The 12,395-nt window shown below is 44.7% G+C and carries 12 protein-coding genes; 1 reads left to right on the top strand and 11 read right to left on the bottom strand.

What is annotated here, in order from left to right; translation table 11 throughout:
* Nucleotides 1-177: 177 nt before the first annotated feature.
* From ACTQ53_RS13800 to mazG, 5 genes are all read right to left on the bottom strand, one after another.
* Complete coding sequence (locus ACTQ53_RS13800; protein ID WP_441933566.1) at nt 178-1,542, bottom strand: outer membrane beta-barrel protein; 1,365 nt, start codon at nt 1,540-1,542, stop codon at nt 178-180.
* Nucleotides 1,535-2,068, bottom strand: coding sequence for an RNA polymerase sigma factor (locus ACTQ53_RS13805; protein ID WP_441933568.1), 534 nt, complete (start codon nt 2,066-2,068; stop codon nt 1,535-1,537). Before ACTQ53_RS13805 ends, ACTQ53_RS13800 begins: the two co-directional genes overlap by 8 nt.
* A gap of 101 nt (nt 2,069-2,169) precedes the next feature.
* Entirely contained in the window at nt 2,170-3,087 is a 918-nt protein-coding gene (locus tag ACTQ53_RS13810) for a ribonuclease Z (RefSeq protein ID WP_294971883.1), read from the bottom strand.
* A gap of 44 nt (nt 3,088-3,131) precedes the next feature.
* Nucleotides 3,132-3,689 carry a lipocalin family protein gene (locus ACTQ53_RS13815; protein WP_218416036.1) on the bottom strand — a complete coding sequence of 186 codons (558 nt, stop codon included), beginning with the start codon at nt 3,687-3,689 and terminating at the stop codon, nt 3,132-3,134.
* A gap of 64 nt (nt 3,690-3,753) precedes the next feature.
* Nucleotides 3,754-4,644 carry a nucleoside triphosphate pyrophosphohydrolase gene (gene mazG / locus ACTQ53_RS13820; protein ID WP_441933570.1) on the bottom strand — a complete coding sequence of 297 codons (891 nt, stop codon included), beginning with the start codon at nt 4,642-4,644 and terminating at the stop codon, nt 3,754-3,756.
* Between the two features lie 199 nt (nt 4,645-4,843).
* Here mazG and rho point away from each other — a divergent pair, with 199 nt between their 5' ends.
* Entirely contained in the window at nt 4,844-6,913 is a 2,070-nt protein-coding gene (rho, locus tag ACTQ53_RS13825) for a transcription termination factor Rho (protein WP_441933572.1), read from the top strand.
* A gap of 397 nt (nt 6,914-7,310) precedes the next feature.
* On the opposite strand, the gene ACTQ53_RS13830 is transcribed toward rho, so the two are convergent.
* The 6 genes from ACTQ53_RS13830 to ACTQ53_RS13855 form a co-directional block, all read right to left on the bottom strand.
* Entirely contained in the window at nt 7,311-8,975 is a 1,665-nt protein-coding gene (locus ACTQ53_RS13830; RefSeq protein ID WP_441933574.1) for a dipeptidase, read from the bottom strand.
* 191 nt (nt 8,976-9,166) lie between these two features.
* Nucleotides 9,167-10,018 (bottom strand): carboxylating nicotinate-nucleotide diphosphorylase, encoded by an 852-nt coding sequence (gene nadC, locus ACTQ53_RS13835; protein ID WP_294971946.1) that lies wholly within the window; start codon nt 10,016-10,018, stop codon nt 9,167-9,169.
* A 54-nt stretch (nt 10,019-10,072) separates the two neighbouring features.
* Nucleotides 10,073-10,291 (bottom strand): hypothetical protein, encoded by a 219-nt coding sequence (locus ACTQ53_RS13840; RefSeq protein WP_217760983.1) that lies wholly within the window; start codon nt 10,289-10,291, stop codon nt 10,073-10,075.
* 4 nt (nt 10,292-10,295) lie between these two features.
* Entirely contained in the window at nt 10,296-11,246 is a 951-nt protein-coding gene (locus ACTQ53_RS13845; protein ID WP_441933576.1) for a DUF4296 domain-containing protein, read from the bottom strand.
* A 4-nt stretch (nt 11,247-11,250) separates the two neighbouring features.
* Entirely contained in the window at nt 11,251-11,979 is a 729-nt protein-coding gene (locus ACTQ53_RS13850; protein ID WP_294971950.1) for a lipoprotein signal peptidase, read from the bottom strand.
* A gap of 3 nt (nt 11,980-11,982) precedes the next feature.
* Entirely contained in the window at nt 11,983-12,366 is a 384-nt protein-coding gene (locus ACTQ53_RS13855; protein ID WP_153123529.1) for a TraR/DksA family transcriptional regulator, read from the bottom strand.
* Nucleotides 12,367-12,395 lie beyond the last annotated feature (29 nt).

A 12,395-nucleotide genomic window follows, 5' to 3' on the forward strand; every position in this document is an offset into this window, starting at 1 on the left:
TACTGAAAATCAGCGACTTGACCAACTTTTTATAGTTAAGTTTTCATAAGCATTTCTTAATATAAGTTATTGATTTACAGCCGATTAAATATTAATTTAACGCAGTATTGTATAAGATATAAAAGAAAAAGAGGGTGCATCATGAACTTATGACACACCCTCTTTTCTATTTATGTTTTAAAGATTGAATCGCAAACCAAACTGAAAATTGAAGTTCAGTTTCTTATCCTTGAAAGTGTTTTCAATCTCGCTGCCATTGTCAATGTAATATTTAGCACCCGGCTCAATATACAAGCCTACATTTGGCGTGATATCATATTGTGCTCCGAGCGAAGCCTTTCCTGAGAACTGCACTCTATCACGTTTGGCATTCTCTTTCTTTACTCCCTCCTCTTCCGTATCATTCTTCACATTCAAGTCAGCCTCAGCACCAGCCATCACATAGGCATGGAATCCTCCACTCTTCCATAACTCATAGTTCAAACCTACCGGAATGCCCACATAGTGAAGCACCTGATGGACATTATAATTGTTATGAGGTGCATACGGATAAAAGTCGGAGGAGGTACGGGTATACACGAAACCCGAACTCAACGACAGACGTGGAGCAATACCAAATGCCACCTGCAATCCTACAGAGACAGGAGCATGATGCTTGGCTTCGCCTTTATGGGTTTTCTGAACCACCTTATAGGATGCCATCAGATAATCGATATCATTCACACCTCCTACTGTTGGATCAGGAACAACACCCGGCATAGGGTCTGCCAAAACACCAGAACTCGCATAGGAATCATCAGAAGTAGACAATCCCAAGTTCGGGCTCAGATTTTCTGCATAGAGCTTCATTGACCAGCCAACAGTCTCTTCATGATGAGAGAATTGATAAGCATCAGCCACTACGGCATTCGCAAAGAGGTTATCAATAGACTTTGCCTTTTGAGTCTGCCGGGCCGGAGAATCCTGCTGAAGAGTTGATTCAGTTTTCTCTTCTGCAGATGAGACTGGCTGAGAATCAACAGATGCCACCATCAATTCATTCTCCGAAGCTGGCATCACTTCATTCTCGGAAGCAGAAGCCAAAAGAACCGTTTGATCAGCCAAAAGCTGTCTTCCAGCATTTTTACCTTCTACGGTTTGCTTTGGATTCCTTTTCATCCCCAACCCTACATTGTCATCTCTGGAATCAAGCGTATTCCCAGCTCCATTTTCCAATGTCTTACCCATAGGATGCAAATGCTCTGCAACCGCAGATGCAGATGGTTTATCTGTGACCATTGCCAACTGCGAACTGGCAAGTTTGTCTTCCTCCTGATGGAAGTAGACATAACTACCTCCTACTCCCAACAAAGCCACAGCCGCAGCAGCAGACCAACGTTTCCAAGTGTTTATATGGATTATTTTACCATGTTTAGATACCTCTTGATGTCCCGTCTTCTGAGCAAGCGATTGTTCAATACCCGCCCACAAGTTACGGCTGACAGGCTCTTGATAGTCTGCCAACTGATCTCGAAGTTTGTTTGTCCAATCATTATTACTCATATTCTTTCTCGTTTAATTTACTCAGATAATCATTAATTTTTCTTGCCAAGAGTTTCTTGGCTCTCAGATACTGCGATGCCGAACTACTTTCCTTAATGCCTAACCTCAGGGCTATCTCCTTATGACTCAACTGTTCGAAGACATACATATTAAGTACTAATCTATAGCCATCAGGCAGTTCTCCTATCATTTTAGTCAGCTCAGCAGGTGGTATCTTTTCTACAGGCGGTTCCTCTTCCAAAGGCTCATCCGGAAATTCTTCCACCAGCGTAAGTTTACTTTTCTGCCGAACACAAGTAATCGCCTCATTTGCAACAATACGAAGCAACCACCCCTTCAGTGATCCTTCACCTCTATACTGAAAATTCGGAATCGCAGCAAAAACCTTGATGAAGCTGTCCTGGACAACATCCTCGGCATCTTCGCGCAAAGGGGCATACCTCAGCGCAACCGCCATGGCATGCCCTACATACCGTTCGTACAACCGATGCATAGCATCCCGGCTGCCACGAAAAATATCGTCCAAAAGCTCCTTCTCAGATTCCACTTTTATTTTCTCTTTTTTAAATCAAACGAAAGATATGAAAATCCTTGCATCAAATCATGAACTTTTTTTTGAAAAACTTATCAAACGACATCAAAAACCATTCCCTCCTGAGAGAGTATAGAGTGTTCAAACACCGCCTTGGCCTCTTGCAGCAAGACCTGTTCGTCATTATATCTCGCACTATAATGTCCCAGAAGCAAGGTTCCCACACCCGCTCCTGCTGCTATGGTAGCAGCCTGGCGCGCCGTACTATGATAATATATCTTGGCACGATCTTCCTGATCCGATGTATAGGTACTCTCATGATATAACACAGTAACGCCTTTCACCTTCTCTTTCAAACCAGGCACAAAACGAGTATCACTGCAGTAAGCATAACTACGAGGCGAATCAGCAGGCTGAACGAGTCGGGCATTCGGGATAACATCACCATCCTCATTCGTCCAATCAGCACCATTCTTGATATTGTTGATCTGACTGACAGGAATGCCATAATAGTCTATCATATCACGACGGATATGTGGCAAGGTAGGTTTCTCACGGAAGATGAATCCACAACAAGGCACACGATGCTGCAAAGGTACAGTTTCAACGGTAAGAGAGTGGTCCTCATATATGACCTGCTGCTTCTCTGTATCAACGGGAATCATTTCCATCTCATACTCCATCGTCTGCATGAAGAATTCAACCTGCTGCCTGAAGAGAGGTTCATAATCCTTGGGAGCATAAATTCTCAACTTGGAAGTACGTCCGAGCATTCCAAGCGTAGACAACAATCCCATCAAACCGAAACAGTGGTCGCCATGCATATGACTGATAAAGATGGCATTCAGTTTGGAGAAATGGATGTGAGAGCGACGGAACTGCATCTGCGCTCCTTCACCGCAATCCACCATGAAGCACTTGCCTCTCATCTCTATGAGTTGAGAGGAAGCGTTATGTTTGAGGGTAGGCAGTGCACTGCCACAACCCAGAATATGTATCTTAAAAGGTTCCATTAGCAAAATTATTCATCTTACACCGTTCCTGATTCACCAGGCAACTATTCCTGACGCTTAAAGACGAAGATACCCTGATGATTCTCCAACAGCAAACTGTCAGGACCCAAATTATCGATATCAAAGGTGTCCTTATTCAAAAGCAGCTTACCATTCAGGATTTTCCAGGAAGTCCAAGGGTTGGTTTCAGCCTTGACATTATTCTTCACCACGCCACCTTCCAGAAGGTCGAAATTCTTATCCAGAGAAATCCACTTACCCAACAAAGAAGTAAGATTGATAATCTTCCTGGCAACCATCTCCCCATCCTGTGCCTTATAAGCCAAAAGGGCAATACGGTCGCCAGCCATCAATCCTCCCTGAACAATAGAAGGGTCAGCGTCATCAATAAAGACAGAAAGCGTATCACCCTCATCAGAACACAGTTCTAGACTGTGCATGGATGTACCTTCTCCGCACACACCATATATCGTCGAATCATTCATCTCCTCTACTTCAACAGAGTCATTGGTACTGATAACAGAAGTCTCCTTCTTTTCCTTACAGCTATTGGCAGCAAACATGACTACCAAAGCTATCGCTATATACACTAACTTTTTCATAACTTTCCTAAGTTAAATATTAATATTGCTCAACATGACTGTTGATTTCCCAGCTTATCTACGTTTACTCACTCTTGCGCTCTTCCTGCTTGGCTTCATTCCAGAGTTGATCCATTTCTTCCAGGCTCATATCCTTCAGATTTCTGCCCTGCTTAAAGGAATGATCTTCCACATAATTGAAGCGACGGATAAACTTCTGGTTCGTCTTTTCGAGGGCATTGTCAGGATTGAGTTTGTAGAGACGGGCAGCATTGATGACAGAGAAGAGGAAATCTCCCAATTCCTGGGTAGACTTTTCCTTGTCTTCCCTAGCCAATTCCACCTTGAGTTCCTCCAGTTCTTCCTGCACCTTATCCCATACATCCTCCTTTTCCTTCCAGTCAAAGCCCACATTGCGAGCCTTGTCCTGAATGCGATAAGCCTTGATAAGCGAAGGAAGAGAATTAGGTACTCCACTCAGGACTCTTTCATTGCCATCCTTCTCCTGCTGCTTGATCTGCTCCCAAGTCTTTTCCACGGAAGCCGCAGTCTTGGGTTTTCCAGCCTTCAATGCCTGAGCATCAGACTCCTTATACACAACCTGTCCGGCTTCATTGATATACATATCAGGATTAGAGACCGTCCATTCCCCCTCTTCATTCCAATTGATGAACGGATGGCGGAACATAAGTTTATCAGCTTCCTGGTTGCAGACATCACAAATATCAAACTTGCCATCTTCACGACCAATAATGCTATAAAACATCACATGTTCCAAGACGTCACCCAATTCTTTCTTTATATCCTTATAATCACGCTTCATGAGGGCATCACAAAGTTCGAAAGTCTCCTCGATGGTGTTAGGTCGAAGACTTTCAAACGTCTGTTTTCTGTCCCAAGGACATTGAACACGAAGTCGGTCCTGAACATCCAGCAATCTGCTGAATGCAGCTAGTTTTTCTTCTTTTGTATGCACTTTTATAGAGTTAAAATTAAATATTCATTATAAAATCATCGATAATCGAATTATTTTTGTGCAAAGATAGGCAAAAAATTTGGCAGAAACAAATTTTTTAATTATCTTTGCACTCGAAAGATAACTTTTCGAGCGATGTTTCAATTCTTGAAACGTCAAAATCACTCAGAAACAATATTCACATATACAATATATAATAATGTATAGCAAGGAAGAATTATCAGCAAATAGTGTCGTTCAGTTAAAGGACATTGCTAAGCAAATTGGAGTCAAGATTAAATCTGGCGACAATAAGGAAACGATTATCAATACTATTTTCAATGCTCAGACAGAGGATTCTACTCTGGCTGTAACAAAACGCAAGCGTACCCGTATCGTCTCCAGCAAAGAGGATAGAGTATATAGCGTAAATGGTATCGATGGAGAAAACTTTGACGTACAAAAGCATCAAGTAACAGGTCCAACAGAGAACAATGCGAAGGAAGAAGTCCTCCTGGAGGAAGAGACAAAAGACCCATTGGCAGCATTCCCAAAACACCGTGGGCGCAAGAGCAAAGCAGAGCTTGAAGCCATAGCTGCTGCCAAGGCTGCTGCCATCAAAGCACAGCAGGAAAAACAGGATGCGCAACAAGGAACTCCAGTAGAGGCAAACCTTAACTTTTCAGAGCAGAATGTTCCTGAGACATTAACCACAGAGCAGTCTGATTCTACAGGAGCTAGCCAGAACGATTCGATCACATCAGGAGAAAACCACTTCCAGCAAAATGATTCCTTCATACCGGAAGAACAATTTGCACAGAATGAGGCAAACAAGGACAATCAAGGAAACGACAAAGAGGAACTGATTGCAAAATTGCAAGCCAAAATGGAAGCACACAACAACAAGAATACGGATACCGACAATGATGCCGATTCTGCTGAAGAGAATCAGGAAGCATACAAGCCAGAAGCAGCCAACAATGCAAACGGTATATGGGAAGGAGATCCTGCTGATGGTACTGACTTCATCACCGTTGTAGACATTCCTATCGAAGACCAGACTGCCATTCCTTTGGTAGACATCTTCGACAGACCAATCAATACAGCAAATCCTGCGGCAGCACAGGAAACTCCTAACGTAGAAGTGATTCCTGAGCCAGCCTATGATTTCTCTGGCATCGTCACATCATGCGGAGTGCTTGAAGTGATGCCGGATGGATATGGATTCCTGCGCAGCAGCGACTACAATTACCTTTCTTCACCAGACGATGTCTATGTATCTGCCAATCAGATCAAGCGATATGGTCTTAAGACGGGTGACGTTGTATTCTGCCAGGTTCGTCCACCACACGAGGGTGAAAAATACTTCCCACTCACAAACATTGAAAAGATCAACGGTCGTGAACCATCAGAAGTAAGAGACCGTGTACCATTTGAACATCTAACTCCTCTCTTCCCAGACGAGAAGTTCAATCTTTGCGGAGACCGCAAGACCACCAACCTGAGCACACGAATCGTAGACCTGTTCTCTCCTATCGGTAAAGGACAGCGTGCCCTTATTGTGGCTCAGCCTAAGACCGGTAAGACCATCCTCATGAAGGATATCGCCAATGCAATAGCAGCCAATCATCCAGAAGCCTATCTGATGATGTTGCTCATTGATGAGCGTCCTGAGGAGGTTACCGACATGGCCCGCACCGTCAATGCAGAGGTGATTGCCTCTACATTCGATGAACCTGCTGAGCGCCATGTGAAGATTGCAGGTATCGTTCTGGAAAAGGCAAAGAGAATGGTAGAGTGCGGACATGATGTAGTCATCTTCCTGGATTCCATCACCCGTCTGGCTCGTGCTTACAATACTGTGGCTCCAGCATCCGGTAAGGTTTTGACCGGTGGTGTTGATGCCAATGCTTTGCAGAAGCCTAAGCGCTTCTTTGGTGCTGCACGTAACATCGAAGGCGGTGGCTCTCTCACCATCATCGCAACAGCCTTGATTGATACAGGTAGCAAGATGGACGAAGTAATCTTCGAGGAATTCAAGGGTACAGGTAACATGGAATTGCAGCTTGACCGCTCACTCAGCAACAAGCGTATCTTCCCTGCTGTCAACCTCGTGGCTTCATCTACACGTCGTGATGATCTCCTGCAAGACAGAACCACACTCGACCGTATGTGGATTCTCCGCAAGTACATCTCTGACATGAACCCTATTGAGGCAATGAATACCATCCACCAGTCAATGCAGAACACTCGCAACAATGACGAGTTCCTACTGTCGATGAATTCATAAAAAAGTCTCAGCATAGTCTCATTGACTCAAATCAAGAAATGCATGTTACATACACATTTCATGCAGAAATATTCGTTATTCCGATAAAAAAGTGTTAACTTTGCACTCGTATTAAGGAATAACGAATAATAAAATTTAAAAGATTAGAAAAAATTATGATGACTATGTTTACTTTAGCGTTAGCAGCAGTAATGTTCTCAGGAATGGTTGTATGTATGGGTATGTTCTTGAAGCATGTTATACATTCTATACCAGAGGTAGTTGATATCAACCATAGAGTATGTCTCTGTAAGTAAAGTAGACTCAAAATATTTCAGAGAGAGAGATTTTAAAAAAGAAAGGGCGGGTTCCGAATATGGAACCTGCCCTTCTTGCTTTATTGTATTACCAATCAATCTTATTTACCGCTTTCCGGTACCAGGAACTTGTCACCAGACTGCTTAACCAATTCCTTGGCATACTTCTCAGGATAGCCTGGACGAGCTGGACGAGCACCCAAACCATACTGGGTCTTCTCGAAAGTACCGTTCTTGTCGGTTGGCTTGATAATCATATCATTATACTTCACCACCATGAACTCGAAAAGCTGGTTCCAGCGAGCCAACATCTGCTGAGCCTTCTCTACACTGTAGTCGTTGAGATACTTCACAGCAGCCTGTGGGTTCCGGGCATAAAGCTCCTGAGCCTTCTTCTCAACACCTGCCTGAGCAGCGAAATAGCTGCTGTCCAAGCTATCACGAACCTCCTTCAAGGTTGGGAACATCAGGCTGTAACGAGGATAAACCATATTGCTGGTCATGTTGCATACCCAGTAAGCATTCTTCTTGCTGAAATGCAAGGCATCAGCACCAGGAGTATTGTAGCACTCAGGACGCTCGGTCATAGAGCAATATACAGGAGTGAATGCAGCCATGTTGGCATCATCATTGGCAAACCAGAACACGCCACCAATCTCTCTTGGCAACCATGAACGCATCTGACTTACGAATACGAAACCACTCTGCTGGGTGCTGACAGGACGCTCGTTGAAATACTGCTTGCCATCCACCTTGTACATCAATGGTGTAGGACGATATGGCATCTCCCAGATACCGCCACCGATATCAGAACCGTCGGCTACAGAAAGAGGAGTACCCTCGTAATGATCGCGCATCACATTCTCTACATCTTGAACGCTCACCTTCTTGTTAGGAACCACCCAGAGAGGCATATCCTGCGCATCAGGATTCTTGCCGAGTGCCCAATCCAAATATGGAGTCATGTCATAGAAGTGGTTGAGCATAGACCATGCACGGGCATCGCAGAAACGACGGCCAGAGAAATCAGGCTTGGCATAAGCCATCTTCCAAGAGAAATCAGCATCCTTGCCCTGGAACCAGCCCTTGCTGCGAGCAAAAGAAACCACGTCCTTGGCATACATCACGTTCTTCTTGTCCTTCATGTTGAACTTGCCGATGCGGCTCTGGTTGGCATGAGCACAGACTGCATCATCCGGAATACGGAGGGCTACCCATACAGCACCCTTGGAACCGGCACCCTTACCCATCATCTCCATGATCCAAGCCTCGTTAGGATCGCAGATGGTGAAGGTTTCACCTTCTGAATTATAACCGTACGTATTGGCGAGGGTGGTCATCACCTTGATAGCCTCGCGGGCAGTCTTACTGCGCTGCAAAGCTACATAGATAAGTGAACCATAGTCCATGATACCGGTAGAATCCACCATCTCCTCACGACCGCCATAGGTAGTCTCGCCGATGGTAACCTGCCATTCGTTGATATTGCCGATAACGCTATAGGTCTGGGCTGCCTCAGGAATCTCACCATGATACTTGTTGGTATCCCAGTCATAAATCTTGCGCATCTCGCCCTTGGCGTGCTTAGCCGCAGGATAATGGCAGAGGTTCTGGAACATACCGTAGTCATCGGCACTATAAGAACACATCACGGAACCATCCACAGATGCCTTCTTGCCCACAATGAAGTTGCTGCAAGCCTCTGCCTCAGAGACACAGCCCATCATAGCTACAGCCATCATGGCTGAAGCAAAAATCTTATTCATAAAATATACCTTTATTTACTGAACTTTCGCATATCAGGAAGTTAAAGGAGTTAAGGAGTTAAGACGTATGTCTTGCTGCTTAAAAAATTACACCAAAAAGACTGTTGTCTTAACTCCTCAGCGACCGTAGGGAGCGATAACTCCTTTAACTCCTTTAACTTCTGAGCTTGCGAAACTTGAATATATTTATATTAATCACAAGCCTTGAAGCTCATATCCAAGCCCTTTACACTATGTGTCAAGGCACCAACAGAGATGAAATCAACACCCTGCTCTGCATAGTCACGGATAGTATCGTAGGTGATACCGCCAGATGACTCTGTCTCATACTTGCCAGCAATGATATCTACAGCCTTCTTGGTATCAGGCACAGAGAAGTTGTCGAGCATGATACGGTTGACACCACCGTGCTTCAATACCTGGTCGAGCTCATCGAAGCTGCGAACCTCGATTTCAATCTTCAGGTCGAGACCCTTCTCCTTGAGATAAGCATGGCAACGGTCGATAGCGTTGTCGATACCGCCAGCGAAGTCGATATGGTTGTCCTTGAGAAGAATCATATCGAAGAGACCGATACGATGGTTCATACCACCGCCAATCTTCACAGCCTGCTTCTCCAACATACGGAGACCTGGAGTGGTCTTACGGGTGTCGAGGATGTGAGTCTTGGTACCTTCGAGGCGCTTAACATACTTAGCGGTCATAGTAGCAATACCACTCATACGCTGCATGATGTTGAGCATGAGACGCTCAGTCTGAAGCAGAGAGCGGGTCTTTCCTTCAACAATCATGGCGATATCGCCCTTCTTGACATGGGTACCGTCCTGCAGCAACACCTCCACCTTCATGGTAGGGTCAAAGCGGGCAAATACTTTCTTTGCCAATTCAACACCAGCCAAAACGCCATCTTCCTTGATGAGCAAATGACTCTTACCCATGGCGTCCTCTGGGATACAACACAAGGTTGTGTGGTCGCCGTCACCGATATCCTCAGCAAATGCCAAGTCTATCAACTTGTCTTCTAATTGATCTACGCTTAACATATTATTAATGTTTATTGTTTAATGTTTCATGTTTACTTTTTTGGGGGAGATTTCTTAATTATCAATTCTCTTCCCCTTCCAATAGGCACGTCGGATACCTTCCTCGTCTATGATGATTCGAATTTCACCGCCTAGCCATTCCGTCATCGGCAGTTCATCCCGAAATTCATAATAGTTGACTACCCTGCTATCTTCCAGTTCAACAACGGCCTGAAGAAGCTGGGTACCATCAGGAAGGCTAACGACATGCGCTCCACATCTTCTTGTTTCCATCAGCCTACTCTACCTTCATTTCTACCGGTCGCAGCTGTTTCCCATTTGGAGAAGGAAGCGGCTGGTTGAGTATCGGTCTTGCTGCATGATCGATAGGAATAGGCTTCAGAGAATCTACCTTGGTACTGTCTTTAGAAGCAGAGTCCTTCGCCTTATCTTCCTTCTTGGCATGCATTCTGATGAGTCGGATATGCTCAAGGAACATCAGCTTGAGAGTAGATTCAGAAGTTTCATTCGTTGCGAAACCACCAGCACTCAGCATAAAGTATCCCTTTACCTGCTTGATTCCAAGATTCTCATTATCCTTAATCTGCATAGAATAATGCTGGGAGCCGGAGATATGGATGATAGACTGAGCAACACTATCATTGGTGAATTCAACAGCCAACAAGGCGATACCATCACGAATACCATCCTGATAGATGAACTGGGAATCGAAATCCAGCATCACGCAGTCGCCCTTGTGGTAGGCGGTATCAGCTTCCATCTTAAAGCTGAAGACATTATATGGCTGAATAGTACTGAAGACCATAGAACGGGCATAACTCCAGATATTAGCCGTATCACCAGTAGCTGACAAGGTGTTGAAATCTGCACCAGCATGGCTACTTCCACCAAGCGCTTCAGTCTCATTACCCAGACGGTCAGCCAAGTCTTTATAGACATCCTTCAACAGTTCCGTATGTCGCATGTAATAAACCATAGAGCTGTCAAACTCAGCAGACGTAACATCATGCTTCTTCAGAACCGCCTCACGATAGGTCAGACTCTCTCCCTTGTCGCCACCATCCTTGGTATGCGCCATGGACAGCGCCAAATGATAATCGTAAAGAATATCTGTCATCTGACCCTTAGAAAGCACGTCACCAGGAAGCGAAGGCTTACATGAAGCCATCATCTCCATCAGACATACGATACCAACCAGGAAACACAGATAGATGAATGATTTTTTCATAAGACTAATCCTCCTTGTTTTGAGCACTATACTCTTTAGCAACCTCTACATGATTCTTTTCTTCAGCAGTCATGTCCTGTTCTTTATCAGCAGACTTAGCTTTCTTCTTTCCATCTCCCAGACTTTCCAGTTCCTTACGGCAGAAAAGAAGCATAGAGATAATACCGACAGAGACACAGGCATCAGCCAGATTGAAAACAGGATCAAAAAAGACACCATGCTGACCTCCGAGGAAAGGCACCCATTCAGGCCAGGTATAGCTAAAGAATGGGAAGCGGAACATATCTACAACCTTACCCATCAGGAAAGGAGCATAACCCTCGCCAAAAGGTACCTGATAAGATACATAATAAGGCGAAGCTGCTGTAAAGATGAGACCGTAGAACATGGAGTCGATGATATTACCGATGGCTCCGGTTGTGACCAGAGCTACCAGGATGATATACAGCTTCCGATGCTTTCCCGACTTGATGATGTGGCACAAATACCACAACAGAACACAGATGGCGGTGAGGCGCAGCATACTCAGCCAGAACTTGCCGATAAACGTCATGCCCCAGGCCATACCATTGTTCTCTATGAACTCTATAAAAAACCAATCTGTAACACGAACAGACTCGCCAAGGCAAAAATGGGTCTTGATGTACAACTTGATAATCTGATCGATAACCAAAAGTACAACCATCATTGCGGTGACGAGCCAGCCGATATGTAATTTACTATTTTTCTCCATTTATTAATGTTTTCTTGCTTCCTTGGAAGCTACACTCAATGTGGCATGAGGTACAGCACGCAATCGCTCCTTAGGAATCAGCTCACCTGTCTCGCGGTCGATACCGTAGGTCTTGTTCTCGATGCGAATCAACGCAGCCTCCAATCCCTTGATAAACTTCTGCTGGCGCTGAGCCATCTGGATGATTTCCTCCTTGCTCTGTGCCTCGCTTCCCTCCTCCAGGGCCTTGTAGGTTGGTGATGTATCTACCACATCATTACTATCAGAGTGATTAAGCTGAGCCATACAGTCTCTGTAGGTCTGCTTTGCCACCTTTAATTTCTCTTCAATGATAGCGCGGAACTCAGCGAGATCCTCATCGCTATAACGTGCTTTTTCGTTAGCCATAGATGTTCTTTTGTTAAAAGTTATTATTA

The sequence above is a fragment of the Prevotella sp. Sow4_E9_plate genome (assembly GCF_052116205.1).
GTDB lineage: Bacteria > Bacteroidota > Bacteroidia > Bacteroidales > Bacteroidaceae > Prevotella.

Excerpts from the sequence above, each read along its gene's own strand:
- ACTQ53_RS13800 (WP_441933566.1), bottom strand. The coding sequence starts at position 1,542 with ATGAGTAATAATGATTGGACAAACAAACTTCGAGATCAGTTGGCAGAC.
- ACTQ53_RS13810 (WP_294971883.1), bottom strand. The coding sequence starts at position 3,087 with ATGGAACCTTTTAAGATACATATTCTGGGTTGTGGCAGTGCACTGCCT.
- ACTQ53_RS13815 (WP_218416036.1), bottom strand. The coding sequence starts at position 3,689 with ATGAAAAAGTTAGTGTATATAGCGATAGCTTTGGTAGTCATGTTTGCT.
- rho (WP_441933572.1), top strand. The coding sequence starts at position 4,844 with ATGTATAGCAAGGAAGAATTATCAGCAAATAGTGTCGTTCAGTTAAAG.
- ACTQ53_RS13830 (WP_441933574.1), bottom strand. The coding sequence starts at position 8,975 with ATGAATAAGATTTTTGCTTCAGCCATGATGGCTGTAGCTATGATGGGC.
- nadC (WP_294971946.1), bottom strand. The coding sequence starts at position 10,018 with ATGTTAAGCGTAGATCAATTAGAAGACAAGTTGATAGACTTGGCATTT.
- ACTQ53_RS13840 (WP_217760983.1), bottom strand. The coding sequence starts at position 10,291 with ATGGAAACAAGAAGATGTGGAGCGCATGTCGTTAGCCTTCCTGATGGT.
- ACTQ53_RS13845 (WP_441933576.1), bottom strand. The coding sequence starts at position 11,246 with ATGAAAAAATCATTCATCTATCTGTGTTTCCTGGTTGGTATCGTATGT.
- ACTQ53_RS13850 (WP_294971950.1), bottom strand. The coding sequence starts at position 11,979 with ATGGAGAAAAATAGTAAATTACATATCGGCTGGCTCGTCACCGCAATG.
- ACTQ53_RS13855 (WP_153123529.1), bottom strand. The coding sequence starts at position 12,366 with ATGGCTAACGAAAAAGCACGTTATAGCGATGAGGATCTCGCTGAGTTC.